The organism is Halomonas sp. JS92-SW72 (assembly GCF_003547075.1).
GTDB lineage: Bacteria > Pseudomonadota > Gammaproteobacteria > Pseudomonadales > Halomonadaceae > Halomonas > Halomonas alkalicola.
The window spans coordinates 1,415,402-1,441,849 of the sequence record NZ_CP032147.1; the positions used below are offsets into that span (position 1 = coordinate 1,415,402).

A 26,448-nucleotide genomic window follows, 5' to 3' on the forward strand; every position below is an offset into this window, starting at 1 on the left:
ACAAACAAGCCCGACTCCCACTATCGGAAAGGCCCCCATGCTCGACTGGCAGGATATCCAGATCTTTCTCGAGGTGGCCCGCAGCCAGCGGCTCACCGATGCGGCCCGCCGCCTGGGGCTGGACCACTCTACCCTGTCGCGGCGCACCCGGCGCTTCGAGCAGAAGCTCAACACCCAGCTCTTCGAGCGCAGCACCCACGGCTACCACCTCACCGAGGCGGGCCAGCAGCTGCTCGCCCACGCCGAGGAGATGGCTCGCCACGCCTTCGAGGCCGGCGAGAGCCTCACCGACAAGAACCACCAGATCAGCGGCCAGATCCGCCTGGGGGTGACCGAGGGCTTCGGCACCTGGGTGATCGCCCCGCTGCTCTCGGCCTTCTGCAGCCGCCACCCCGGGGTGACCCTGGACCTGCTCGCCCTGCCCCGGGTGGTCAACCTGAGCCGCCACGAGGCGGACCTGGCCATCACCGTGGAGCGCCCGGTGAGCCCGGGGCTGGTGATCTCGCGGCTGTGCGACTACCGGCTGCGGCTCTACGCCAGCGAGGGCTACCTCGAGCGCCACGGCCGGCCCGGGCGCCTCGCCGAGCTGGGGGAACACCGGCTGGTCGGCTACGTGGACGACCTGATCTTCAGCGAGCAGCTCAGCTACCTGGAGCCGCTGCTCGACCCCGCGGTGGTCGGCCACCCCGGGCCGCACTTCGCCATGCGCAGCACCAGCGTGACCACCCAGCACGCCGCCTGCCTGCACGGGGCGGGGCTCGCCGTGCTGCCCTGCTTCATGGCGGAAAGCAGCGGGCCACTGGTCCGGGTACTGACAGACGAGGTGGCGATCGACCGCCAGTTCTGGATCACCGCCCGCCAGGAGCAGCGCCGCCTGGCCCGGGTACACCTGCTGTGGGACTTCCTGCGCGAGGCGCTGGAGGCCAACCGCGACTTCCTGATGGGCGAGACCCGAGAACTGCACCTTCCCGAGGCCTGACGGGCCGCGTCAGGCGTAGCAGTTCCGCCGCCGCCTGCCGATTGAGATTGCCTATCGCCGCGGTGGACAATGCCGCATTGTGCTAATGGATCTCGGGGGAGTAGGTTAGGGGTGATGCGGACAGGAGCAGCGGCCGTCATGCCAGCGAGGTTGGCGATGGTTGATATGGCTCATTGTCCCCCCGGGAAGCCATCGTCTATACAAGGATGGCTATTCCCGAAACACAGCCAAGCTCAAAGCAGCCAAGATGGAGTGCGACATGGGTGATCAGCAGAACACAGGCAAGTGCCCGGTGATGCACGGGTCCAACACGCAGGAGAAGGCGGATGTTGTCGCCTGGTGGCCGGAATCCCTGAACCTGGACATCCTCCACCAGCATGATCGCAAGACCAATCCGATGGGCGAGGACTTCGACTACCGCGAGGCGGTGAAGACCCTCGACTTCGAGGCGCTGAAGCAGGACATGCATGCGCTGATGACCGACAGCCAGGAGTGGTGGCCGGCCGACTGGGGCCACTACGGCGGCCTGATGATCCGCATGGCCTGGCACGCGGCGGGCACCTATCGCCTGGCCGACGGCCGCGGCGGCGGCGGCACCGGCAACCAGCGTTTCGCTCCGCTCAACTCCTGGCCCGACAACGGCAACCTGGACAAGGCACGCCGCCTGCTCTGGCCGATCAAGAAGAAGTACGGCAACAAGATCAGCTGGGCCGACCTCTTCATCCTGGCCGGCAACGTGGCCTACGAGTCAATGGGCTTCAAGACCTTCGGCTTCTCCTACGGCCGCGAGGACATCTGGCACCCCGAGAAGGACATCTACTGGGGCGCCGAGAAGGAGTGGCTGGCACCTTCGGATAGCCGCTACGAGAACGTCGACAAGCCCGACACCATGGAGAACCCGCTGGCCGCGGTGCAGATGGGCCTGATCTACGTGAACCCGGAAGGGGTGAACGGCCAGCCCGACCCGCTCAAGACCGCCGAGCAGGTGCGCGTCACCTTCGCCCGCATGGCGATGAACGACGAGGAGACCGCGGCGCTGACCGCCGGCGGCCACACCGTCGGCAAGGCCCACGGCAACGGCGATGCCGATGCCCTGGGCCCGGAGCCGGAAGGCGCCGATGTGGAGAACCAGGGCTTCGGCTGGATGAACCCGCACATGGACGGCAAGGCGGCCAATGCCGTCACCTCCGGCATCGAGGGGGCCTGGACCACCAACCCGACCGTGTTCGACATGGGCTACTTCGAGCTGCTGTTCGGCTACGAGTGGCAGCTGACGAAGAGCCCTGCGGGTGCCAACCAGTGGGAGCCGATCGACATCAAGGAGGAGCACATGCCGGTGGATCCCACCGACCCCTCCAAGCGCCACAAGCCGATGATGACCGACGCCGACATGGCGATGAAGATGGATCCGAAGTACCGGGCCATCTGCGAGAAGTTCATGGCAGATCCCGAGTACTTCAAGGACTGCTTCGCCCGCGCCTGGTTCAAGCTGACCCACCGCGACATGGGGCCGAAGTCCCGCTACATCGGTCCGGAAGTCCCGGCCGAGGACCTGATCTGGCAGGACCCGGTGCCCCAGGGCGAGACCAACTACATCGAGGAGGTGGTCAAGGAGAAGATCGCCCAGGCCGGCCTCTCCCTCGACGAGCTGGTCTGCACCGCCTGGGACAGCGCCCGCACCTTCCGCGGCTCCGACATGCGCGGCGGCGCCAACGGTGCCCGTATCCGCCTGGCGCCCCAGAAGGACTGGGAAGGCAACGAGCCTGCGCGCCTGGCCAAGGTGCTGAAGGTCTACGAGCAGATCTCCGCCGAGACCGGCGCCAGCATCGCCGACGTGATCGTGCTGGGCGGCAACCTGGGCATCGAGCAGGCCGCCAGGGCCGCGGGCCATGACGTCCACGTGCCCTTCCTGAAGGGCCGCGGCGATGCCACCGACGAGATGACCGACGCCGAGTCCTTCGAGCCCCTGGAGCCGCTCTCCGACGGCTTCCGCAACTGGCAGAAGAAGGACTATGTGGTCAAGCCGGAGGAGATGCTGCTCGACCGCGCCCAGCTGATGGGCCTGACCGCACCGGAGATGACCGTGCTGCTGGGCGGCATGCGGGTGCTGGGCACCAACCACGGCGGCACCAAGCACGGGGTCTTCACCGACCGCGTGGGCCAGCTGACCAATGACTTCTTCGTCAACCTGACCGATATGGCGAACCGCTGGGAGCCCACCGGCAAGAACTCGTACAACATCGTGGATCGCAAGAGCGGCAGCACCAAGTTCACCGCGACCCGCGTCGACCTGGTGTTCGGCTCCAACTCCATCCTGCGCGCCTACGCCGAGCTCTACGCCCAGGATGACAACCAGGAGAAGTTCGTGAAGGACTTCGTTGCCGCCTGGACCAAGGTGATGAACGCCGACCGCTTCGACGTAGCGTAACGCCCTCGCGCTGGCCGGGGAGACCCGGCCACGCCGTCACCCACAGAGACGCCCGGGAAAACCCGGGCGTCTTTTTGGGTTCGCGGTTTTCCGCGTCGGCTCAGGTACCGCAGAAGGTGCGGAAGACCCGCTCGGTAGCCGGCGCAGGCTGGGCGTACTCTTCCCGCCCCGGCTGCTCGGTGAAGGGCTCGGCCAGCACCTCGCGCAGGGCCTCGAAGGGGCCGAAGTCATCCTGCTCGGCGGCGGCCGCGATCATCCGCTCCACCAGGTGGTTGCGGGGAATATAGAGCGGATTGACGGCGTTCAGGCGCGCGGCGATCTCCCCACTGCCGGCGCCTTCCCGAGCCAGACGCTCGCGCCAGCGCGGCAGCCACTCCCGCAGCGCCGCGTCGTTCTCGAACAGCGCCAGCAGCGCCGAGGCATCGTCTTCAACCGCTTCACTCAGGCGACGGAAGGCCAGAGTGAAGTCGGCCCGGCCGGCCTGCAGCGCCTCGAGGAAGGTCTCGGCCAGCTCGCGGTCACCCGCCTCTTCCTGAACAAGCCCGAGCTTCTCGCGAAAGACCGCCAGCCACTCGGCCGCGTAGCGCGGCTCGAAACCCTCGACCAGCGCCGTGGCGCGCTCGATGGCGCGCTGCTGGTCCGCATCGATCAGCGGCAGCAGGGTCTCGGCCAGCCGCGCCAGGTTCCACTGGGCGAGCCAGGGCTGGTTGCGATAGGCGTAGCGCCCCTGCTCGTCGATGGAGCTGAACACCGTCGCCGGATCATAGGCCTCCATGAAAGCGCAGGGGCCGTAGTCGATGGTCTCGCCGGAGATCGCGCAGTTGTCGGTGTTCATCACCCCGTGGATGAAGCCGAGCCCCATCCACCTCGCCACCAGGGCCGCCTGACGCCCCACCGCCGCCTCCAGCAGCGCCGCGTAGCGCTCCCCCTCCTCCAGGCTCTTAAGCTGGGGATAGTGTCGCTCGATGGCGAGATCGGCCAGGGTGCGCACCGCCTCATGCTCGCCCCGGGCGGCGAAGTACTGGAAGGTACCCACCCGCAGGTGGCTCGACGCCACCCGGGTCAGCACCGCACCGGGCTCCGGCACTCGGCGGAAGACCCGCTCGCCGGTGGTCACCGCGGCCAGCGCCCGGGTGGTGGGCACGCCCAGCCGATGCATCGCCTCGCTCACCAGGTACTCGCGCAGCACCGGCCCGAGGGGTGCGCGACCGTCGGCGCCGCGGGAAAAGGGGGTCATCCCGGCGCCCTTGAGCTGGATATCGCGCAGGCGCCCGTCGCGGTCGGTCACCTCGCCAAGCAGCACCGCCCGGCCGTCGCCGAGGCGCGGGTTGAAGTGGCCGAACTGGTGGCCGGCGTAGGCCTGGGCGATGGGCTCGGCGCCGGGTGGCACGGCGTTGCCGGAGAACCACTCGGCGGCGCGCGCCTCATCGAAGGCACCGAGATCGAAGCCGAGTTCCTCGGCCAGCGGCCGGTTGAAGGCCACCAGCCGCGGCGCGGGCACCGGCACCGGGTGGAAGCGGAGATAGAAGTGTTCCGGCAGGCGAACGTAACGCAGGGTGAAGGCGGGAAACATGGCGGCTCCGGGCGGGCGAAGAACGAGGTCAATACCCGAGTATAACGCTCGGGATTGTGGCTTTCGAGCTATCGCCGCCATAGCGGGCTAGCCTGCGGCCATCGGCACCCGAGCCTCGCAGGCCAGGCCGGATCGACTGATTCGGCGAAAGTACGCTCAGTTCCCGTCGCTTTCGGTGGAGATTGGACATTCTTGATTCGGATGGGTAGGGTTGTGTCCCCCGGATCAGGTCAACGTATACAAGAACCGATCCCTGACGAGCCGCGGCCTCTGCGCCCCGGCCGCCCTGGTCTTGCCTTACCGCAGACTGGATCGCCGTACCCTTCGACTGACCGTCGACGACGCCATCGAGAGAGAAGGAATCCATGTCGCGCCACTATGCCGATGAGGGCCGGTGCATGCCGCGCCGCCCGCCGCCCGACCTCCCCTTCGCGGGGTAATGCCTCCACGGCAGCCTCTGCCGTGCCCGGTCGCGAGTTCCTGACCCCGCGCCAATGCGCCGGCGGCAGGCCGCTGCCTGCCCGTTCGCGGGACGACCGTTTGCGGCCCGACGGATCGCACTTCGACCAGGCGGCCCACGCCGTCACGGCCCGAGGCCCCCACCATTATCGCCGCGTTCGGCATCCTGGCCCACCCGGGATGCCCGGAACGCCTCCGTTTCACCTACCGAGGGAACGTTCTTGAACAACGAGCTCTATCAATTCTCGACCCTGACCGTCATCCTGCTGCTGCTCGCCTTCTACGGCGGCACCTACCTGATGACGCTCGGCATCCGCAGGAAGAACGAGGACGCCGACGCCTTCATGGTCTCCAACCACCGCGTGGGCTTCGGCATCGGCGCGGCCAGCATGACCGCCACCTGGATCTGGGCGGCCTCCTTCTACGCCGCGGCCACCTCCGGCTACACCTACGGCGTCTCGGGCCCCATCCACTACGGACTGTGGGGCGCGCTGATGATCCTCTTCATCTACCCCTTCGGTCGACGCTTCCGCAGGCTGGCTCCCAACGCCCACACCCTGGGCGAGCTGATCCACGCCCGCCACGGCTCCTCCAGCCAGCTGATCCTCGCCCTCTCCAACGTGCTCGGCAGCGTGATCAGCCTGATGGTGAACTTCACTGCCGCCGGTGCGCTGGTCTCGGTGCTCTCGCCGCTCTCCTTCCAGGCCGGGGTGATCATCGCCGGCTTCGGGGTACTGCTTTATACGCTATGGTCCGGCTTCCGCGCCTCCATTCTGACCGACTTCGCCCAACTGGTGGCGCTCATGGCCATTGCCATCGTGATCATTCCCGCGGTGTTCTTCGCCATGGGCGGCCCGACCGAGCTGGTGGCCGGCCTCGGCAACCTGACGCCGGAGCAGGCCAACTTCTTCTCCATGGATGCCATCCTCCACCAGGGCGCCCCCTTCTTCGTGGCCGTGCTGGCCTACGCCATCGGCAACCAGACGATCTCCCAGCGCCTCTTCGCGGTGAACGAGGACCACATCAAGCCGACCTTCCTCACCGCCACCCTGGGCTACGGCGCCATCGTCATCGGCCTCGGCATGATCGGCCTGATGGCCCTGACCATCGGCATGGAGCCGCTCAACGGTGACATGAACAACCTGATCCCGCAGATGGTCTCCGGCTACCTGCCGCCGCTGTTCATCGCGCTCTTCTTCATCCTGGTGATCGGTTCGCTCTCCTCCACCGCCGATTCCGACCTCTCGGCGCTGTCGGCGATCATGATGGCCGACGTCTACGGCAAGAACCTCGCCCGCGGCAAGGCCGATCCCAGGCGCATGCTGCTGGTGGGCCGCCTGACCATGGTCATCGCCACCATGGTGGGGGTCCTCTTCGCCAGCTTCGCCCTCGATATCCTGGTGATGCTGGTCTTCGTGGGGGCTCTGTGGGGCGCCATCGTCTTCCCGGTGATCGCCAGCTGCTTCTGGAACCGGGTCACCAACCAGGCCTTCACCACCTCGGTGCTGGTGGCCATGGTGCTCTTCTGCGTGGCGCGTTTCGAACTGGTGCCCCTCTCCGGCGGCAGCGGCCTCTTCTTCGAGCTGCTGGCAAGCGTCGGCGGGGGCGTGATCATCGGCCTGATGGTGTTCGGCTTCCTGGGCTGGCCCGCGGGGTTCGTCGCCGGCGTGCTGGCGCTGGTGGCCATGCTGGTCTTCGCCACCGGCTTCCTGCACGACTACACCGTGCTGCTCGCCTCGCTGACCGCCTACGGCGCCAGCACCGTGGTGTGCGTGGTGATGAGCCTGCTGAGCCGTCAGCCGGACTTCGACTTCGCCACCATCCGCGAGCGGGTGGGCGACTACGACACGCCCCGTGACGCGCCGGCCGCCGAGGCGGGCGAGGCGCTTCCGGCCTCCGCCCGGCTCGCCGGCCAGCGCTGATTCCAGGACAACAGGGAGAACGACGATGACCGCACTCTACGCCGTCTATGTGCTGATCTGGCCCGCCCTCACCCTGGGCGTGCTGGCGCTGATCATCCGCGCCGTGCTGCGCGACCGCCGCCGGGCCCGCGAGGAGAATCGCGAGCTGGTATAACCGCCGGCGCACGCCAGACAGAACGGGCCCCGAGGGGGCCCGTTCGCGTTTCGGACAGGCTTATCCGCGCCCGATCAGCGCCGTGGTCAGCCAGGGCTGCCAGGCCAGCAGCACCAGGGTGGCGAGGCTCGCCAGCAGGAAGGGGAGCAGCGAGCGGAAGATGCGCATTGGCGAGGCCCCGGTCATGGAGGAGGCGATATAGAGCCCCGCCCCCACCGGCGGGGTGAGCAGGCCCAGCACCAGGGTCAGGCAGACCACCACGCCGAACTGGTAGGGGCTGATGCCGAACTGCTGGGTGGCGATGGGCAGCAGGATCGGCACCACCAGGATCAGCGCGGCGATGCCGTCGATGATCATCCCCACCAGCAGCAGCACGCCGATCAGCAGCAGCAGGAACAGGAAGGGGTCGGTGGTCAGCGCGGCGATCCAGGCCGCGGCCATCTGCGGCAGCCGCTCGTAGACGATCACCCAGCCGAACACCCCGGCGGCGGCGATCAGCATGATCACGAGCCCCGCATTCACGGCCGTGCGCCGGAGCACCGTCGGCAGCATGGCGACCTTCAGATCGCGATAGAGGAAGCGCCCCAGCAGCAGCGCCGCCAGCGACGCCAGCGCCGCGGACTCCGTGGGCGTGGCCAGCCCGAGCAGGATGCCGCCGATGATGATCAGCGGGATGGAGAGCGCCGGCAGGCCCATGAGCAGCGCCCGCTTCGCCTCGGCGCGGCTCGGCCACGCCCCCTTGGGGTACTGCTGTACCAGCCCCACCACGGCGATGGTCAGGAAGAAGCTGAAGCCCAGCAGCAGGCCCGGCAGGATGCCGGCGATGAACATCTCGGCGATGGGCACCTGGGCCATGACACCGAACAGCACGAAGAGCATGGAGGGGGGAATGATCGGCGAGAGCAGGCCCCCGGCGGCGGTGATCGCCGCGCCGTAGGAGCGGCTGTAGCCCTCCCGTTCCATGGCCGGCACCATGGCCCGCGACATGATGGCGATCTGCGAGGCGGCCGAGCCGACGATGGCCGCCATCATCATGTTGGCCACCAGGTTGATGTAGGCGAGCCCGCCGCGGAAGCCGCCCACCAGCAGCCGCGCCAGGTCGATCAGCCGGCGGGTCACCCCGCCCTCGTTCATCAGCTCCCCGGCCAGCATGAAGAGCGGGATCGCCAGCAGCCCGTAGCTCTCGATAGCGCCGAAGAGCTGCTGGGGGTAGGAGTCGAAGAGCACGCTGTTGCCCGAGACCTGGATGTAGAACATCGCGGTCAGCGCCAGCACGAGCGCGATGGGCACCGCCCCCAGCAGCAGCAGCGCAAAGATCGCGACCGTCATGGCGTCGCCTCCGGGGGCGCCTGCCCCGGGTCACGCAGCCCGCGCAGGGCGCCGCCCAGGTTGACCAGGCCGTGAAAGGTCAGCGACAGCGCGAACCAGGGCACGATCAGCCACACCCAGAACTTCCTGATGCCCAGCGTCGAGGTGTTCTCGGCATAGATGAAGTTGAAGGTCTCGCCCTGGAAGGCGCGGAAGTCGAAGCCCGCCTGGGCCAGCGCCAGCGGCTGGTACCAGCGCCAGCAGAGCCACAGCAGCAGCACCGCGAAGAGCAGCACGGCGAGATCGACCGCGGCCATCAGCAGCCGATGGCCGAAGCCAGGCACCAGGTCGCTGAGCAGGGTGACCGAGATGCTCTGGCGGCGCTTGAGCACCGCACTGGCGATCAGGAAGGTCATCCAGATCATGGCGTAGATGGCCAGCTCGCTGATCCAGTAGAGGGGGCTGCCCGCGGCGCGGAAGGCCACGTTGACGAGGATCAGCAGGGTGACCGCCGCCGCGAGGGCGGCGGCGGCGATCTCCTCCAGGTAGGCCAGGCGGTCGGAGAGGCGTGACAGCATCGGCTCGCCTTCCGCTTACTGGCGCAGGCGCTCGGCTTCCTCGCGCAGCGCCTCGAGCATCGGCGCCTTCTCGGCCCAGGTGGCCTCCCACTCGGCGATGGCCTCGCTGAAGAACTCGGCGTCGGCCTCGACGATGTTGAGGTCCAGGCCGCGGATCTCGGCCTCCTGGTCGGCGTCCATCTGCTGGAAGCCGGCCAGCACGTTCTCCAGGTGCTCGGCCATGGTGGTCTCGATCAGCTCGCGATCCTCCGCGGAGAGCTCGCGCCACACCCGGCCCGAGACCACGCCCACCATGGGGAACATCATATGGTTGGAGATCAGCAGGTTGCGTGCCTGCTCATGGAATTTGAGGATCAGGATCGAATCGAAGTCCATGTCGATGGCGTCCACCTGGCCGTTGGCCAGGGCGTCATAGACCTCGAGCAGCGGCAGCGGCGCCGGGGCCGCGCCGGTGGCGGTGTAGAAGTCGCGGATCGGCTCGAAGGGGGTGATGCGCAGACGCTGGCCGCGCATGTCGCCCATGCTCTCGATGGGGCTGCGAGAGAGCACCTGGCGCATGCCCACCATGCCGTAGCCGAGCCCGACGAGGCCCACCTCGGCCGGCATCAGCTCGAGCAGCTCGGCGGCGGTGTCGGAGCGCAGCAGGCGCGCGGCGTGGTCCACGTCGTCCACCAGGTAGGGCGCGTAGAGGGCACCGAAGTCGGGGATGCGGTTGGAGATCTCGGCGATGGTCAGGAAGGCCATGTCGAGTGCGCCGGTCTGCAGCTGCTGGACCATCTGCGCCTCGTTGCCGAGCTGCTGAGCCGGGAAGACGCTGACGCTGTGCTCGCCGCCGGAGCGCTCGTGCAGGCTCTCGGCGAAGGCCTCGGCCTCGGTGCTCCACAGGTGCTGCGGCGGGGTGATCAGTCCCAGGCGGAAATCCCGCGCCTGGGCGGTCAGGGAAGCGGTGGCCAGCGCAGCGGCGGCCACGGCCAGGGTCAACGTCTTGAGTCGATTCATGGGAGCCTCGTGTCGGTCCAGCGTGGTCCGGCCGTGCGTGCGGCCGTGCCTTGTGATCATCAGGCTGACGAGATTACCGCAGACGAGGCGTTGATGGCAGCCATCGCGGCCGGGCGACTTACCCCGTGCCGCTGAGCGGGCTCTCGAAGCGACGCACGCTGGCCACGAAATCGCTGAACCGCTCGCCCTGGATCAGCACGTGATCCCGCAGCAGCGCCTCGGCACGCTCCGCCTCCCCGGCGGCAATGGCATCGACGATGGCCTGGTGCTCGTCCAGGGAAGTATTGACCCGGTGACGCACCTGCAGCTGCAGGCGCCGGTAGGGCTTCAGGCGCTGCTTGAGCTGGCGCGCCTCGCTGGCCAGGAAGCCGTTGTGGCTGGCCGCATAGATACAGGCGTGGAAGGCCTCGTTCTCGTAGTAGTACTCGTCCGGGTCTCCCGCCCGGGCGGCGGCCTCGCAGCGGGCATGCGCCTCCTTCAGGGCGTCGAGCTCCGCCTCGCTGATGCGCCGCGCGGCCAACCGCCCGCACATCCCCTCCAGCTCGGCCATCACCTCGAACATCTCGATCAGCGCCTCGATCCCCACCCTGGCCACGAAGGTGCCCTTCTTGGGGGAGACCGTCACCAGGCCGCTGGCCACCAGCTGCTGGATCGCCTCCCGCACCGGCGTGCGCGAGACGTTGAACTCCTGCCCCAGGGCCTCGGGGTCGAGACGCTCTCCCGGCGCCCGCCGGCCGTTGATGATGTCATCTTCCAGCGCATCCCTGAGTCGTTGTGCGCTGGAGCGCTTGGCACCGGTCATGCGACACCTCCCTTGGTCACGCCGCCTGGCGCATCTGAGCACGATATGCCGGACCGCAATATGTGTCACTCACTTGACAGTAGCACATAACAGAACTAGTGATGTATACATCAGCGCAGCTGATAAACATTACATTCCAAGCTAAGCACATAACGCCAAGCACATAACGCCAAGCACACAAGAACAACCTTGGAGACGCCCCATGAAGCGCTATACCCTGCCCGCCGTTGCCGCCCTGGGTCTGGCCATCGCCGCCAGTTCCGCCTCAGCCGAGACCGTCCTGCGCGCCTCGCACCAGTTCCCCGGGGGCCAGGGCGACATCCGCGACGAGATGGTCCAGCTGATGGCTCGCCACGTGGAGGAGGCCGACGTGGGCCTCAAGATCCAGGTCTACCCCGGCCAGTCGCTGTTTCGCGCCGGCGAACAGTGGGGCGCCCTGGTTCGCGGCCGCCTCGACATGACGCTGCTTCCCCTGGACTACGCCAGCGGCCGCCATCCGGAATTTTCCGCCACCCTGATGCCCGGCCTGGTGCGCAACCACGAGCACGCCGCTCGCCTCAACGACTCCGAGTACATGGGCATGATCAAGGAGGTGATCATGGACAACGGAGCGCGGGTACTGGCCGACAGCTGGCTGGCCGGCGGCTTCGCCTCCAGCGAGCAGTGCATCACCTCGCCCGACACCGTGCGCGGCCAGAACATCCGCGCCGCCGGCCCGGCCTTCGAGCAGATGCTGCAGGCCGCCGGGGCCTCCATCGCCTCCATGCCCTCCTCCGAGGTCTACACCGCGATGCAGACCGGCGTGCTGGAGGCCGCCAACACCTCCTCCATGTCGTTCATCTCCTTCCGTCTCTACGAGCAGGTGGAGTGCCTGACCGAGCCGGGCGACTTCGCCCTGTGGTTCATGTACGAGCCGGTGCTGATCTCCGAGCAGGTGTGGCAGCGGCTGAACGAGGAGCAGCAGGCGGCGCTGCTGGAGGCGGGCAAGGCCGCCGAGGAGTACTTCGCCGCCGAGGCAGCCGCCATCGACCAGAAGATGGTGGAGGTCTACGAGGAGAACGGCATCGAGGTGGTACGCATGAGCGAGGAGGACTACAACGCCTGGCTCGCTATCGCCCGCGAGACCTCCTACAAGAACTTCGCCGACAACGTCCCCAACGGCCAGGCGATCATCGACGCCGCCCTCGCGGTCGAGTGACGCCTCCCCCTTCCCATCGTGAACCGGGCCACCCGCCAGGGGTGGCCCCCATTTCGCCCAACGGGAGGAGTCAACGGCCATGGCCAATTCCCAATCCCTTGCTCAACGCTCCGGGGTCATCGGCAGCTACATACGGTTGATGGACGAGCTGTCCCGCGCGAGCGCGTACCTGGCAGCGGTGATGTTCATCGCCGGCGTGCTGGTGATCTGCCAGATGGTCTTTATCCGCTATGCGCTCGGCATGAGCACCAGCTGGCAGACCGAATTCACCGTCTTCTCGGTGACCGGGGCCATGCTGATGGGCAGCCCCTACGTGCTGATGACCGGCGGCCACGTCGCCATCACCATCCTGCCCGACGCCCTGGGCGGCATGGCGCAGAAGGCCATGCGCCTGACGGCCTCGCTGATCGGGCTGGCCTTCTGCGCGGCCCTCGCCTTCGCCTCCTGGGTCTATGTCGTGGAGGCCTACGAATTCAACTGGCGCACCGGCACCGTGTGGAACCCGCTGCTGTGGCCGGGCCTGCTGCCCATGGCCGTGGGCACCACCCTGCTGACGCTGCAGTACATCGCCGAAATCCTGCGCGGGGAGGCCTAGACATGGATCCGATTACGCTGGGCATCATCGTCGCCGTCGTCCTGATCGTGCTGATGGCCATCGGCACCCCCATCGCCTTCGCCCTGGGCGGCGTCTCCCTGCTCGCCCTGATGTACGACCGCGGCCTGCCGGAGCTCGTCTATTTCGGCGAGACCTTCTTCGACCGCATCGCCGAGTTCGGCTTCGTGGCCATTCCGATGTTCATCCTGATGGGTGCGGCCGTGGCCTCATCGCCCACCGGGCGTGATCTCTACCGTTCCCTGGACCTGTGGATGGGCCGGTTGCCGGGCGGGCTGGCCGTCTCCAACATCGGCGCCTGCACCATCTTCTCCGCCCTCTCCGGCTCCTCGCCCGCCACCTGTGCCGCGATCGGCAAGATGGGCATCCCCGAGATGCGCACACGGGGCTACCCCGATGGCGTGGCCGCGGGCTGCATCGCCGCCGGCGGCACCCTGGGCATCCTGATCCCGCCCTCGGTGACCATGATCATCTACGGCATCTCCACCGAGACCTCCATCGGCCGCCTGTTCATGGCCGGGGTGATGCCCGGGCTGATGCTGGCCGGCCTGTTCATGGTCTGGACCATGATCGCCTGCCGCCTGGAGGGGGGCTACAACAACCCCATGGCGCAGACCGCAGAGCGCATGAAGGAGAACATCAAGGCCAACGTCGACACCAACCTCAAGGCGCTGGTGCGGGTGGTGCCCTTCCTGCTGGTGATCGCCGGCATCCTGTTCGCCCTCTACGGCGGGGTGGCCACCCCCTCCGAGGCGGCCGGCGTAGGGGCCTTCCTGTGCGTGGCGCTGGCGGTGCTGATCTACCGCATGTGGCGAGTCAAGCCGGTCAAGCTGATCATGCGCGACTCGCTGCGCGAGAGCGTGATGATCATGCTGGTGATTGCCACCGCGGAGGTGTTCGCCTACGCCCTCTCCTCCATGTTCATCACCCAGACCGTAGCCGCCGCGATCAGCGACCTCGACGTCAACCGCTGGGTGCTGATGGGCATCATCAACGTCTTCCTGCTGGTCGCGGGCTTTTTCCTGCCGCCGGTGGCGGTGATCGTGATGACCGCCCCGATCCTGCTGCCGATCATCCTGGCCGCCGACTTCGATCCCTACTGGTTCGCAGTGATCCTGACCATCAACCTGGAGATCGGCCTGATCACACCACCCGTGGGCCTCAACCTGTTCATCATCAAGGGGATCGCACCGGACATCTCGCTGCGCAACATCCTGATGGGCAGCCTGCCCTATGCGCTATGCATGGTGCTGGGCATCCTGCTGCTGTGCTTCTTCCCGGGCATCGCCCTGTGGCTGCCCAACCTGATCATGGGCTAACGGAGTCGAGATCATGAACATGAGCTTCCTGCAGGAGCTGTTCAACAGCATCACACGCCGGGACGCCCTCTCGCAGCGGTACCGCGCCAACGCCCCTCCCCCCGACCACGGCCAGGTGGTCGAGGCCTGCCAGGCGCTGCTGGCAAGCGACGGCGAGGCCTCGAGCATCGCCCTGGCGAGCCGCGCCCTGGCGCTCTACCGGGGCCTCTCGCCGGAGGAGAAGGTGGCCTTCTTCGAGCGCCTGGCGGCGGACTTCGCCGCCGAGCCCGAGGCGATCGATGGCGCCTATGCCGACTACCGGGAGAGGCGGGACAACGACAGCCTGCAGGCGCTCTTCACCGCCTGCGAGCCGCGGCGCCAGGAGCTGTTCCGCCGGCTCAACCTGGCCAGCGACGGCACCCATGCGCTGGTCGGGATGCGCGAGGACCTGCTCGGCCGGCTGCGCGAGAGACCCGACCTCGCCGGCATCGACCAGGACTTCGCCCACCTGTTCGGCTCCTGGTTCAACCGGGGCTTCCTGGTGCTTCGGCGCATCGACTGGAACACCCCGGCCTCGATCCTGGAGAAGATCATCCGCTACGAGGCGGTCCACGAGATCAAGGACTGGGACGACCTGCGCCGCCGCCTGGACGCCCGCAATCGCCGCTGCTTCGCCTTCTTCCATCCGGCCATCGGCGACGAGCCGCTGATCTTCGTGGAGGTGGCCCTGCACCAGGGCCTGCCGAGCCGCATCCAGCCGATCCTGGCCGGCGAGGACGGCGGCGTGGAGGACCCCGAGGACGCCGACACCGCCGCCTTCTTCGGGATCAGCAACTGCCAGACCGGCCTGCGTGGCATCTCCTTCGGCAACTTCCTGATCAAGCAGGTGGTTCAGGAGCTCAGCCAGGAGCTCCCACAGCTCAGGCACTTCGTGACCCTCTCGCCGGTGCCCGGCTTCGCCCAGTGGCTGGCCGAACAGCGCCAGAACGACGGCCTGCCCAGCGAGCTGCGCGAGGCCCTGGCCAGGCTCGAGGCGCCGGACTGGCACGAGGACGCGGCGCAGGCCGAGCGGCTGGGCGGGGTGGTGCGTCCGCTGGCCGCCCGCTACCTGACCGAGGAGAAGAACCGTCACGGCCTGCCCCTCAATGCCGTGGCCCGCTTCCACCTGGGCAACGGCGCCGAGCTGCACCGCATCAACTGGCTGGGCGATGTCTCCCCCAAGGGGCTGCAGCAGGCCGCCGGCCTGATGGTCAATTACCTCTATGTGCTCGACGACATCGAGCGCAATCATGAAAACTATACCGCGAACGCGACGGTGGCCTGTTCGAGCGAGGTCCGCGACCTCGCCCGCAAGGCCCGCAAGCTGGCCAAGGGAGAGACCACGAGATGAGCCACAACCTGTTCGAGACCTTTGCCGCGCGCATGCGCGAACGCGGCGATGCGGACTTCATCACCACCCGCGAGGGACGCCGCTACTCCTACGCCGACGCCCTCGGCGAGAGCGGCCGGCTGGCCGGGGCGCTCACCGCGCTCGGCGTGCAGCAGGGGGATCGGGTCGCCGTCCAGGTCGACAAGAGCCCGGAGGCGATCCTGCTCTACCTGGCCTGCCTGCGCATCGGCGCGGTCTACCTGCCGCTCAACACCGGCTACACGGGGGAGGAGATCCGCTACTTCCTCACCGACGCGGAGCCGGCGCTGTTCGTCTGCCGGGCGGCCGTGCTCGACGAGGCGCGGCGGCTGGCCGCCGAGACCGGCTGCCCCGCCGTGGAGACCCTCGGCACCGCCGCCGACGGCAGCCTGATGGAGAAGGCCGCCGCGGCCACGCCCCGCGATGAGATCGTCGCGCTCGGCGAGCGCGACCTGGCCGCCATCCTCTACACCTCCGGCACCACCGGGCGCTCCAAGGGCGCCATGCTGACCCACCGCAACCTGGGCTCCAACGCCGAGACCCTGGTCGGAGCCTGGCGCTTCAGCGCCGAGGACCGGCTGATCCACGCCCTGCCGATCTTCCACACCCACGGCCTCTTCGTGGCCTGCAACGTCACCCTGATGGCAGGCGCCAGCATGTGCTTCCTGCCGAAGTTCGACGCCGACGTGATCTTCGAGGAGATGGCCCTTGGCACGGTGCTGATGGGCGTGCCCACCTTCTATACGCGGCTGGCGGCCGACGAGCGCCTGACGCCCGAGGCGACCGCCCGCATGCGGCTGTTCGTCTCCGGCTCGGCACCGCTCACCGCCGAGACCCACGAGGCCTTCGAGGCGAAGAGCGGCCACGCCATCCTCGAGCGCTACGGCATGACCGAGACCAACATGAACATCTCCAACCCCTACGACGGCGCGCGGCGTGCCGGCACCGTGGGCATGCCGCTGCCCGGGGTGGAGATGCGCATCACCGACCGCGAGACCGGCGCCGAGGTGCCCGAAGGCGAGATCGGCATGCTGCAGATCCGCGGCCCCAACGTCTTCATCGGCTACTGGCGGATGCCCGAGAAGACCCGCGAGGAGCTGCTGGAGGACGGTTTCTTCATCACCGGCGACCTGGCCATGGTGGATGACCAGGGCTATGTGCACATCGTCGGCCGCGACAAGGACCTGGTGATCTCGGGGGGCTACAACGTCTATCCGAAGGAGGTCGAGCAGCTGATCGACGAGCTCGACGAGGTGCTGGAGTCCGCGGTGATCGGCCTGCCCCACCCCGACTTCGGCGAGGGGGTCACCGCCGTGGTGGTGCGCCAGCCCGGGGCCACCATCGACGAGGCCGGGGTGCTCGCCCACCTGGAGGGTCGGCTGGCCAGGTACAAGCAACCGAAGCGGGTATTCTTCGTCGAGGTCCTGCCCCGCAATACCATGGGCAAGGTGCAGAAGAACGAGCTGCGCCGGCAGTACGACGCCACCTATCGCTGAGGAGAAGAGGAACGCCCATGGCCCGTCAGATCACCTACTACTACAGCCTGGTCTCCCCCTGGAGCTACCTGGGCCATGCGCGGCTCGGCGAGATCGCCGCCCGCCACGGCGCCACGGTCGACTACGTGCCGATCTCCCTGGGCGCGATCTTTCCGCGCACCGGTGGCCTACCGCTCGCCAAGCGCGCCCCGGCCCGCCAGGCCTATCGGCTCGCGGAGCTGAGGCGCTGGCCCCAGCGGCTGGGGTTGCCGCTCAACGTGGAGCCGAAGCACTTTCCCACCGATGACCGCCCGGCGGCTCGGCTGGCACTGGCCGCCAAGGCCCGCGGACACGACATCGCCGAGCTCTCGTATGCGCTGATGCGGGCCTGCTGGGTCGAGGAGCGGGACATCGCCGAGGCAAGCACCCTGCGCGAGATCGCCGACGCCGCCGGTCTCGACGGTCAGGCCCTGCTCCGCGAAGCGGAAGGCCCGGACGCCCAGGCCCGCCTCGACGAGGCCTGCCGGGCCGCCCTGGTGGACGGCTGCTTCGGTGCTCCCTGGTACAGCGTCGACGGCGAGCCCTTCTGGGGGCAGGACCGCCTCGATCTGGTCGAGGCGCTCCTGCAACGCGACTGACTGGTCTCAGCGGGCCGCCGCGGCCTCTTCCTGGCGCGCCCGCAGCTGGTTGATTACCCCGCCCAGGGCGATCAGCTCCCGCTGGCGGGCGGTGAGGCCGTGGTGCAGGCGGAAGGCACCCTTGCCCACCACCTCGGCGGTCAGCTCCGGCCCGGCGGCCAGCTGGGCGTGCAGGTCGCGGATCACCAGGCTGTCGCCCTGCTCGAGCCGGAGCGCATCCTTCTCCTCCACGAAGGTCAGCGGCAGCGCCCCGAAGCAGACCAGGTTCTGCCAGTGGATGCGCGCGAAGCTCCTGGCCACCACCACCTGCAGGCCGAGGTAGCGCGGCACCAGGGCGGCGTTCTCGCGGCTGGAGCCCTGGCCATAGTTGTGGCCGCCGACGATGGCGTGGCCGCCCAGTTCGCGGGTCGCCTCGGCGCGGCGGGCATAGTCCGGGTCCACCGCCTCGAAGGTGAAGGGCGCCGAGGCGTAGATGCTGCTCCAGTAGGGCATCACCCGCTGCCCCGCCGGCATGATGTCGTCGGTGGAGATGTTGTCGCCGGTGACCAGCAGCACTGGCACCTCGATGAGATCGGGGAGCGGGGCGAGCTCCGGCAGTGCCGGGGTGTTGTCGGTCTTCTGCAGGGGCTTCAAGCGCGCTTCGGCCAGCGGCAGCGGCGCGGTGAACAGCTCCCGATTGACCACCATCCGAGCGGGCTCGTCTATCCGCGGATAGGCCATGCCGAGGGTGCGCGGATCGGTGATCACGCCGGTCAGCGCCGAGGCGGCGGCGGTCTCGGGGCTGCACAGGAAGACGCTGTCCTCACGGGTGCCGGAGCGCCCCGGGAAGTTGCGCGGCACGGTGCGCAGGCTGTTGAGGCCCACCGCCGGCGCCTGGCCCATGCCGATGCAGCCGTTGCAGCCGGTCTGGTGCAACCGCGCCCCGCTGGCCACGAGATCCCCCAGGTACCCCTCGCGGATCAGGGTGGTCAGCACCTGGCGCGACGAGGGGTTGATATCCAGCGAGACGCCGTCGGCGACGGTGCGCCCGCGGACCATCTCCGCGACCACCGCGAAGTCGCGATAGCCCGGGTTGCCCGAGGAGCCCACATAGGCCTGGTGCAGCGGCTCGCCGGCCACCTCCCGCACCGGCACGACCTTGTCGGGGCTCGACGGCAGCGCGATCATCGGCTCCAGGCTCGAGAGGTCGAGGACCTCCTCCCGGTCATAGGTGCAGCCCGGCTCCGCGGCCAGCGGCTGCCAGTCCGCCTCGCGGCCGCGGGCGGCCATGAAGCGGCGCGTCTCCTCGTCGCTGGGGAACACCGTGGCGGTGGCGCCCATCTCGGTGCCCATGTTGGCCAGCACGTGGCGGTCCATGGCGGAGAGGCTGGCGAGACCCGGCCCGTGATACTCGATGATGGTGTTCTTGCCACCCGCCACGCCGTGCCGGCGCAGCAGCTCGAGTACCGCGTCCTTGGCCGAGACCCAGTCCGGCAGGCGGCCCTCCAGGCGGATGCCCCAGATCTCCGGCATGGTCAGATAGAGCGGTTCGCCGGCCATGGCCATGGCCACCTCGATGCCACCGGCGCCGATGGCCAGCATGCCGAGCGACCCGGCAGAGGTGGTGTGGCTGTCGCAGCCGACGATGGACTGGCCCGGCACGCCGAAGTGCTCCATGTGTACCGGATGGCTGATGCCGTTGCCGGGGCCGGAGTACCAGACCCCGAAGCGCTCGCAGGCGCTCTTCAGGAACAGGTAGGTCTCGGCGTTGAGGTTGTCGGCCTGCACCAGGCCGTGGTCGATGTACTGCACGCTGGGCTCGGTGTGGACCCGGTCGAGCCCCATGGCCTCCAGCTCCAGCATCACCAGGGTGCCCAGCACGTCCTGCAGCAGGGCCTGGTCGATGCGCAGGGCGATCTCGCTGCCGGGGGTCATCTCGCCCTCGACCAGGTGATCGCGGATCAGTTGCCGGGCGAGGTTAAGGGGAGTGGGTGAGGTCGTCATTGTTGTTGGTCTCATGGTCAAGAGGTTGATGGGGCAGGCGTCAGCGGGCCGGCATTGGATAGCGCCTGTCGGCCTTGCCCGCCTTCACCACCTGGCCCGGGGTGTCGTGGCCCACCAGTTCGGGCAGCATGGCCGAGGCCGCCAGCAGGGCATCGAGATCGACGCCGGTGGGCACGCCCATCTGCTCGAACATGTGCACCAGGTCCTCGGTGCAGACGTTGCCGGTGGCGCCGGGGGCGTAGGGGCAGCCGCCGAGGCCCCCCAGGGAGGCGTCGAAGCGGGTGATGCCCGTCTGCCAGGCGGCCAGCGCATTGGCCAGCCCCATGCCGCGGGTGTTGTGGAAGTGCAGGGTGAAGGGCACATCGGGGAAGCGTGCCTGGGCCACCTCGCAGAGCCGCGCCACCTGGGCCGGGTTGGCCATGCCGGTGGTGTCGCAGAGGGTCACCCCCTGCACGCCCAGCGCCAGCTGGCGCTCCACCAGGTCGAGCACGCGGGCCTCGGGCACCTCGCCCTCGAAGGGGCAGCCGAAGCTGGTGGAGAGCGAGGCGTTGATGAAGACCTCGCCTCCGGCTGGGTGCGCCCGCACCGCCTCGACGATGGCGGCGAACTGTTCGAGCGACCGCTCCGGCGTCATGCGCAGGTTGGCCAGGCCGTGGGAGTCGCTCGCCGACATCACCAGGTTGACCTCGTCCACCCCGCAGGCCAGCGCCCGCTCGGCGCCCTTCACGTTGGGCACCAGCACGGTGATGGCCACCCCCGGGCGGCGCTGGATGCCGGTGACCACCTCGGCGGCATCGCGCAGGTGGGGGATCGCCCTGTGCGACACGAAGGAGGTGGCCTCGATGCGCGCCAGGCCCGTGGCGGAGAGGGCATCGATCAGGCGGACCTTCTCCGCGGTGGGAATGAAGGTGGCCTCGATCTGGAAGCCGTCGCGAGGCGCCACCTCGTTGATCTCAAGCGGTTTCATCATGGGTGTCCTGAGTCGCTCGGTGGGTCAGATGATGCCGGCATCGCGTAGCTTGGCGCGGGTCTCGGCGTCGATGCCGAGCTCGTCGAGCACCTCATCGGTGTGCTGGCCCAGCGCTGGGCCGCCCTCCCCCAGCCGTCCCGGCGTGGCGCTCAGGTGCGGCAGCACGCCGGGCACGCGGAGCGGCTTGCCGTCGGGGCGGGTGATGGTCTGGATCATCTCCCGGGCCAGGTAGTGGGGGTCATTGGCGATATCGGCGGCGGTGTAGGGGTAGCCGGCGGGCACCCGGGCGTCATCCAGGGCGGCGAGGATGGCATCGCGGTCGCGCTCCAGCGTCCATGCCTCGATGGCGGCATCGATGCGCTCGGCCTGGCGGCTGCGGCCGTCGTTGTGGGCGAGGTCTGGATCCTCCGCCAGGTCCGCGCGGCCGATCACACCCATCAGGCGCTTGAAGATGCTGTCGCCGTTGCCAGCGATCAGCACGTAGTCGCCATTGCGGGTGCGGTAGGCATTCGACGGCGTGATGCCCGGCAGGGCGCTACCGCTGGGCTCGCGCACCTGACCGGCGGCGTCATACTCGGGCAGCAGGCTCTCCATCATGGCGAACACGGATTCATACAGCGCCACGTCGATCTGCTGCCCCAGGCCGCTGCGGCTTCGCTCCTGCAGCGCCAGCAGGGTGCCGATCACCGCGTAGAGGGCGGAGAGGGAGTCGCCGATGCTGACCCCGACCCGCACCGAGGGCTCGCCGGGCTGGCCGGTGAGGTAGCGCAGCCCGCCCATGGCCTCGCCGATCACCCCGAAGCCGGGCTTGTCGCGGTAGGGACCGGTCTGGCCGAAGCCGGAGACCCGCACCATGATCAGGCCCGGGTTGTGCTCCGCCAGCGCCTCGTAGCCCAGCCCCCAGCCCTCCAGGGTGCCGGGGCGGAAGTTTTCCACCAGCACGTCGGCCTCGGCGGCCAGCCGCCGGACCATCGCCTGCCCCTCCTCGCTGCGCAGGTCCAGGGTCATGGAGCGCTTGGTGCGGCTCTGCACGTGCCACCAGAGTGAGGTGCCGTCCTCGATGATTCGCCACTTGCGAAGGGGATCGCCGGTGCCGGGGGGCTCGACCTTGATCACGTCGGCGCCGAACTCGCCCAGCAGCTTGGTGGCAAAGGGCCCGGCGATCAGCTGGCCCAGCTCGAGGACCTTCAGGCCGGCCAGCGGCAGCTGGCGTGAATCGGGGGAGGTCATGGGGATCTCCTGAGTGTGAGCGTGGCATGATTGCCCTTGAGGATGTGCCACCCCGACCGCCGATCACAATCAGGCAATCGGGAACCCAGGCTTCGCTGCCGACGAAGTCTTGGGCTAGCATGGATCGATCGACCGCCCCCGCCCTGGAGCCCGGATGCCATGCGCCGCTTCGACTTCGTGACCCTGAAGCTCTTCGTCACCATCGCCGATGAGGGGCGCCTGACCGCCGCCGCGGAGCGCGAGCACCTGGCCCTCGCCGCCGTCAGCAAGCGGGTCAGCGACCTGGAATCGCTGATCGGCACAGAGCTGCTCTACCGCCGCTCCCGCGGGGTCGAGCTGACCCCCGCCGGCCAGGCCTTCCTGCACCACGCCCGGCGCATCCTCGAGGATGTCGCCCGCCTCGAGGCGGAGCTCAGCGAGTACGGCGAGGGGGTGCGCGGCCATGTGCGCATCCACTCCAACACCTCGGCGATCATCGCCTTCCTCCCCGAGGACCTCAGCGTCTTCTCCCGGGAGTACCCGCAGATCAAGCTCGACCTCCAGGAACGCACCAGCGCCGAGGCCATCGCCGCGGTGCGCGACGGCGTGGCCGATGTGGGCATCTTCGCCGGCCACGTCGCCGCCGAGGGCCTGGAGGTGGTGCCCTACCGCCGCGACCAGCTAGTGCTGGTGACGCCCGCGGACCACCCCCTCTCGGGCCGCGAGCGGCTCTGCCTGCACGAGGCCACCGAGTACGACTTCGTGGGCCTGCAGCAGGATGCCTCGCTGCAATCGCTGCTCCACGAGCAGGCGAGCCTCGCCGGGCGCGCCCTGCGCATGCGCATCCAGGTGCGCAGCTTCGATGCCATCTGCCGCATGATCCACCACGGCATGGGGATCGGCGTGCTGCCCCAGCGCACCCTCTACCGCGATCTGCGCGACCTCAACCTGCGGCTGATACCGCTGGCCGATGACTGGGCGAGCCGGGAGATCGTCATCGGCATGCGCCACTACGAGACCCTGCCGGTGGTGGCTCGCCACCTGGTCGATCACCTGCTGGCCACCCGCGACGAACCGGCCTGACCCTCAGGCTCGCCGCTGCTCGCGCACCGGTCGGATCTGCGCCGCCCGCGCGGCCAGGATATGGGCGCGCATCACCGACGCCCCCCACTCGCCGTCCCCCGCCTCGAGGGCGCGGATCAGCTCGCGGTGGTGGCGCATGCTCGCCTCCATCTCCTCGGCGGTGTAGTGGTGGAAGCTGCGTCGCGACACCGGCACCTGCACGATGGTCTCCAGCAGCCGCTGCAGCCGCGGGCTGTCGGCCGCGGCCACCAGCTCGGCATGGAAGCGGTTGTTGAGCACGGCGATCTCGTCCACCGCCTCCTCCCCGCCGCTGGCGCAGAACGATTCCATCTGCTCCGCCAGGGCCTCCAGCGCAGCCAGCCGCTCCGGCGTGATCCGAGTGGCGGCACGGCGTACCACCTGGGGCTCCAGCAGCACCCGCAGCTCGAACACCTCCTCCACGTCGCGGGAGGTCCAGGCCACGACCCGAGCCCCGTGGTGGGGAATCGCCTCCACCCAGCCGTCCGAGACCAGGCGCCGCAGCGCCTCGCGGATCGGCGTGCGGCTCAATGCCAGCTCCTGGCCGATGGCAGCCTCGCGCACGTAGCTCCCGGCGGGGTAGTGCCCATCGAGGATACGGTGCTTGATGATCCCGTAGACGCGGTCGGCGGCGGTCATGAAGCGCTCCTTGCCTCCTGGCGCATGCGGCCATGGTCGAACGCCAAGTTGTGTACGATTGATTGATTATCGAGCAACTATAGGCCTACATTTGGCTTCGTTCGACCGATATTGCATACAACTTTACTGTCAGGCGCTCGCCGGTCGAGTCAGAAGCGTCTGAGCCTGTTCCAGCAACACATGCCAACAACAACAGAGGCCCCCTCGATGACCCAGCGCCCCTACCGCATCGGCCAGATCGTGCCCAGCTCCAACACCACCATGGAAACCGAGATTCCGGCCATGCTGCAGGCCCGGGAGACCATCGCGCCGGAGCGCTTCACCTTCCACTCCAGCCGCATGCGCATGAAGAAGGTCACCAAGGAGGAGCTCGCCGCCATGGACGTGGAGTCCGACCGCTGCGCGCTGGAGCTCTCGGATGCCCACGTGGACGTGATGGGCTACGCCTGCCTTGTTGCCATCATGAGCCAGGGCCAGGGCTACCACCGCGAGTCACAGCGCCGCCTGCACCAGGTCACCGTGGACAACGGCTACCCCACCCCGGTCGTCTCAAGCGCCGGCGCCCTGGCCGAGGGCCTCGCGGTGCTGGGCGCCCGGCGGGTCTCCATCATCACGCCCTACATGCGTCCCCTCACCGACCTGGTGGTGGACTACATCGAGTCCGAGGGCATCACCGTCAAGCACAGCATCGCGCTGGAGATCCCCGACAACCTCGAGGTCGGCGCCCGCGATCCCCTGGCCCTGGTCGAGATCGTCAAGGACCTGGACATAGAAGGAGTGGACGCCGTGGTGCTCTCCGCCTGCGTGCAGATGCCCTCCCTGGCCGCTATCCAGGTGGTGGAGGATGCCATCGGCCTGCCGGTGGTATCCGCCGCCACCTGCACCACCTACCGCATGCTCAAGGAGCTGGGCCTTGCGCCCATCGTGCCCAACGCCGGTCGACTGCTCTCCGGAGAGTTCGCATGACGGTAGGCCCCGCTGATCTGACCGAGGTGAAGGCGCTGACCTTCGATGTCTTCGGCACCGTGGTCGACTGGCGCAGCAGCGTGATTCGCGAGGGCGAGGCCCTCGGTCGTGCCCGCGGCCTCGACGTCGACTGGGCCGCCTTCGCCGACGCCTGGCGCGGCGGCTATGCGCCGGCCATGAACCGGGTGCGTCAGGGCGAGCTGCCCTGGACGCGCCTCGACGACCTGCACCGCATGACCCTGGATCGCCTGATCGACGAGTTCGGCCTCGGCGAGGCCCTGGACGAGGCGGACCGCGCGCACCTCAACCGCGCCTGGCACCGCCTCGACCCCTGGCCGGACAGCGTCACGGGCCTGCGCCGCCTCAAGTCGCGGTTCATCCTCGCCACTCTCTCCAACGGCAACGTCTCGCTGCTGGTCAACATGGCAAGGCACGCCGGCCTGCCCTGGGACTGCGTGCTCTCGGCGGAGCTCGCCGGGCACTACAAGCGCGACCCGGAGGTCTACCACAAGGCCTGCGAGCTGCTCGATCTCGCGCCCCACCAGGTGATGATGGTGGCGGCCCACTAGGACGACCTCCAGGCGGCCCACCGCGAGGGGCTGCGCACCGCCTTCGTCAAGCGCCCCCTGGAGCACGGGCCGGATGCCATCCCCGACCTCACGGTGGACCCGGTTTTCGACCTGGTGGCCGACGACTTCCACGACCTGGCCGACCAGCTACTCGACCCCTGACCCGGGAGGGCCGCATGAGACTCGACCCCACCTCGCTTCGGCTCTTCGTGCGCGTGGCGGAGATGGGCACCATCACCGGCGCCGCCGAGGCGGAGTTCATTGCCACCTCGGCGGTCAGCAAGCGGCTGAGCGAGCTGGAAGCCCACTTCAACAGCCCGCTGCTCAAGCGCAACAACCGCGGGGTAGAACTCACCCCGGCCGGCAATGCCCTGCTCAACCTGTCGCGTGGAGTACTGCACAACCTGGAGGATCTCGAGCTCCAGATGCGCGAATACTCCAGCGGCAACCGGGGGATCGTCAGGGTCTTTGCCAACATGTCGGCCATCACCCAGTACCTGCCCACCGAGACCCAGCTCTTCTTCGAAAGACACCCCGATATCGGCGTTCATCTCGAGGAGAAGGTCAGCCCGATCATCACCCGGGAGGTGGTGAGCAACAATGCCGATATCGGCGTCTGTGCTCGCCTCCCCCACGGCTACGACCTGGTGGAATTTCCCTACCACGTCGACGATCTGGTGCTGGTCACTCCCCTGGAGCATCCGCTGGCCGAGCGCGAGGCGGTCGAGTTCCGCGAATGCCTCGATTTCCCCCACGTCGGGCTGCACACCTCCAGCGCCATCAACCTCGAGCTGCTGCGCGCTGCCAGCCTCGCCAACCGCCCCCTCAGGCTGCGCATCCAGGTCACCAGCTACGATGCTCTATGCATGATGGTGCAGGCCGGGCTCGGGGTCGGAGTGGTGCCACGCGGGGCGATTCGCCAGTACGTCGGGGGGCTGAATGTCAGGGTTCTGTCCATTCGAGACGACTGGGCCAGGCGAAAGTTGAGCATCTACGTCCATGACCTCGACAGGCTCTCCATGGCCGCAAGAATGTTCGTCGATCATCTGGTGGAGTCTGCCGCCACAAGCAGCTGAGGCCGGCCGCCACTCCCCTGTTCAGATGGTCTTTTATCGCTGCAATGCGGCATAAAAAGGGTCGCTTTCCAGCCTTCTTGTTTGGAGAAGGCAGCTTCATCAA

At 68.4% G+C, this 26,448-nt stretch carries 23 protein-coding genes; 14 read left to right on the top strand and 9 right to left on the bottom strand.

The window, feature by feature from the left end; translation table 11 throughout:
• Positions 1-37: 37 nt before the first annotated feature.
• A complete protein-coding gene (locus D1793_RS06680) occupies positions 38-979 on the top strand; it encodes a LysR family transcriptional regulator (RefSeq protein ID WP_119021468.1) in 942 nt (313 codons plus the stop codon).
• Between the two features lie 259 nt (positions 980-1,238).
• On the top strand, positions 1,239-3,407 hold the full coding sequence (gene katG, locus D1793_RS06685; RefSeq protein WP_119021469.1) for a catalase/peroxidase HPI: 2,169 nt from the start codon (positions 1,239-1,241) through the stop codon (positions 3,405-3,407).
• 100 nt (positions 3,408-3,507) lie between these two features.
• Here the strand turns inward: katG and D1793_RS06690 are convergent, their stop codons facing one another.
• Entirely contained in the window at positions 3,508-4,980 is a 1,473-nt protein-coding gene (locus D1793_RS06690) for a protein adenylyltransferase SelO (RefSeq protein ID WP_119021470.1), read from the bottom strand.
• Positions 4,981-5,660: 680 nt separating this feature from the next.
• Here D1793_RS06690 and D1793_RS06695 point away from each other — a divergent pair.
• Together D1793_RS06695 and D1793_RS19820 are read left to right on the top strand one after the other, a co-directional pair.
• Positions 5,661-7,361 (top strand): sodium:solute symporter family protein, encoded by a 1,701-nt coding sequence (locus D1793_RS06695; RefSeq protein WP_119021471.1) that lies wholly within the window; start codon positions 5,661-5,663, stop codon positions 7,359-7,361.
• 25 nt (positions 7,362-7,386) lie between these two features.
• The gene (locus D1793_RS19820; RefSeq protein ID WP_240407794.1) at positions 7,387-7,515 is read left to right on the top strand and encodes a putative transporter small subunit; all 129 of its coding nucleotides are present in this window, start codon (positions 7,387-7,389) and stop codon (positions 7,513-7,515) included.
• A 60-nt stretch (positions 7,516-7,575) separates the two neighbouring features.
• Here D1793_RS19820 and D1793_RS06700 read toward each other — a convergent pair whose 3' ends face one another.
• The 4 genes from D1793_RS06700 to D1793_RS06715 all read right to left on the bottom strand — a co-directional run bounded on the left by D1793_RS06700 (position 7,576) and on the right by D1793_RS06715 (position 11,202).
• Positions 7,576-8,844, bottom strand: a complete 1,269-nt coding sequence (locus tag D1793_RS06700; RefSeq protein WP_119021472.1) for a TRAP transporter large permease — start codon at positions 8,842-8,844, stop codon at positions 7,576-7,578.
• Positions 8,841-9,401, bottom strand: a complete 561-nt coding sequence (locus D1793_RS06705; RefSeq protein ID WP_119021473.1) for a TRAP transporter small permease — start codon at positions 9,399-9,401, stop codon at positions 8,841-8,843. Before D1793_RS06705 ends, D1793_RS06700 begins: the two co-directional genes overlap by 4 nt.
• 15 nt (positions 9,402-9,416) lie before the next feature.
• Complete coding sequence (locus tag D1793_RS06710) at positions 9,417-10,400, bottom strand: TRAP transporter substrate-binding protein (protein WP_119021474.1); 984 nt, start codon at positions 10,398-10,400, stop codon at positions 9,417-9,419.
• 118 nt (positions 10,401-10,518) lie between these two features.
• The gene (locus D1793_RS06715) at positions 10,519-11,202 is read right to left on the bottom strand and encodes a GntR family transcriptional regulator (protein ID WP_119021475.1); all 684 of its coding nucleotides are present in this window, start codon (positions 11,200-11,202) and stop codon (positions 10,519-10,521) included.
• Between the two features lie 202 nt (positions 11,203-11,404).
• Between D1793_RS06715 and dctP the strand changes: the two genes are divergently transcribed.
• The 6 genes from dctP to D1793_RS06745 all read left to right on the top strand — a co-directional run bounded on the left by dctP (position 11,405) and on the right by D1793_RS06745 (position 17,832).
• Complete coding sequence (gene dctP / locus D1793_RS06720; protein WP_119021476.1) at positions 11,405-12,400, top strand: TRAP transporter substrate-binding protein DctP; 996 nt, start codon at positions 11,405-11,407, stop codon at positions 12,398-12,400.
• Between the two features lie 79 nt (positions 12,401-12,479).
• Complete coding sequence (locus D1793_RS06725; RefSeq protein ID WP_119021477.1) at positions 12,480-12,995, top strand: TRAP transporter small permease subunit; 516 nt, start codon at positions 12,480-12,482, stop codon at positions 12,993-12,995.
• Positions 12,996-12,997: 2 nt separating this feature from the next.
• Positions 12,998-14,332: a TRAP transporter large permease gene (locus tag D1793_RS06730; protein WP_119021478.1), complete on the top strand. Its 1,335-nt coding sequence runs from the start codon at positions 12,998-13,000 to the stop codon at positions 14,330-14,332.
• 13 nt (positions 14,333-14,345) lie between these two features.
• Positions 14,346-15,701, top strand: a complete 1,356-nt coding sequence (locus D1793_RS06735) for a malonyl-CoA decarboxylase (RefSeq protein ID WP_119021479.1) — start codon at positions 14,346-14,348, stop codon at positions 15,699-15,701.
• On the top strand, positions 15,698-17,215 hold the full coding sequence (locus tag D1793_RS06740; protein WP_119021480.1) for a malonyl-CoA synthase: 1,518 nt from the start codon (positions 15,698-15,700) through the stop codon (positions 17,213-17,215). The genes D1793_RS06735 and D1793_RS06740 overlap by 4 nt, the downstream gene beginning before the upstream one ends.
• A 17-nt stretch (positions 17,216-17,232) precedes the next feature.
• Entirely contained in the window at positions 17,233-17,832 is a 600-nt protein-coding gene (locus tag D1793_RS06745) for a 2-hydroxychromene-2-carboxylate isomerase (protein WP_119021481.1), read from the top strand.
• 6 nt (positions 17,833-17,838) lie between these two features.
• On the opposite strand, the gene D1793_RS06750 is transcribed toward D1793_RS06745, so the two are convergent.
• Genes D1793_RS06750 through D1793_RS06760 form a run of 3 tightly spaced genes read right to left on the bottom strand, consistent with a single transcriptional unit; the run spans position 17,839 to position 22,015 of the window.
• Entirely contained in the window at positions 17,839-19,815 is a 1,977-nt protein-coding gene (locus D1793_RS06750) for an aconitate hydratase (protein WP_119021482.1), read from the bottom strand.
• A 40-nt stretch (positions 19,816-19,855) separates the two neighbouring features.
• Positions 19,856-20,782 (bottom strand): hydroxymethylglutaryl-CoA lyase, encoded by a 927-nt coding sequence (locus tag D1793_RS06755; RefSeq protein ID WP_205527667.1) that lies wholly within the window; start codon positions 20,780-20,782, stop codon positions 19,856-19,858.
• Between the two features lie 27 nt (positions 20,783-20,809).
• Positions 20,810-22,015, bottom strand: coding sequence for a CoA transferase (locus tag D1793_RS06760; protein ID WP_119021484.1), 1,206 nt, complete (start codon positions 22,013-22,015; stop codon positions 20,810-20,812).
• 159 nt (positions 22,016-22,174) lie between these two features.
• Here D1793_RS06760 and D1793_RS06765 point away from each other — a divergent pair, with 159 nt between their 5' ends.
• Entirely contained in the window at positions 22,175-23,077 is a 903-nt protein-coding gene (locus D1793_RS06765; RefSeq protein ID WP_119021485.1) for a LysR substrate-binding domain-containing protein, read from the top strand.
• A gap of 3 nt (positions 23,078-23,080) precedes the next feature.
• On the opposite strand, the gene D1793_RS06770 is transcribed toward D1793_RS06765, so the two are convergent.
• Positions 23,081-23,734: a GntR family transcriptional regulator gene (locus D1793_RS06770; protein ID WP_119021486.1), complete on the bottom strand. Its 654-nt coding sequence runs from the start codon at positions 23,732-23,734 to the stop codon at positions 23,081-23,083.
• Between the two features lie 207 nt (positions 23,735-23,941).
• On the opposite strand from D1793_RS06770, the gene D1793_RS06775 reads away from it, so the two are divergent.
• From D1793_RS06775 to D1793_RS06785, 3 genes are all read left to right on the top strand, one after another.
• On the top strand, positions 23,942-24,700 hold the full coding sequence (locus D1793_RS06775; RefSeq protein WP_119021487.1) for an Asp/Glu racemase: 759 nt from the start codon (positions 23,942-23,944) through the stop codon (positions 24,698-24,700).
• Positions 24,697-25,269, top strand: coding sequence for a haloacid dehalogenase type II (locus tag D1793_RS06780; RefSeq protein WP_240407795.1), 573 nt, complete (start codon positions 24,697-24,699; stop codon positions 25,267-25,269). The genes D1793_RS06775 and D1793_RS06780 overlap by 4 nt, the downstream gene beginning before the upstream one ends.
• Positions 25,270-25,445: 176 nt before the next feature.
• Complete coding sequence (locus tag D1793_RS06785) at positions 25,446-26,345, top strand: LysR family transcriptional regulator (RefSeq protein ID WP_119021488.1); 900 nt, start codon at positions 25,446-25,448, stop codon at positions 26,343-26,345.
• Positions 26,346-26,448 lie beyond the last annotated feature (103 nt).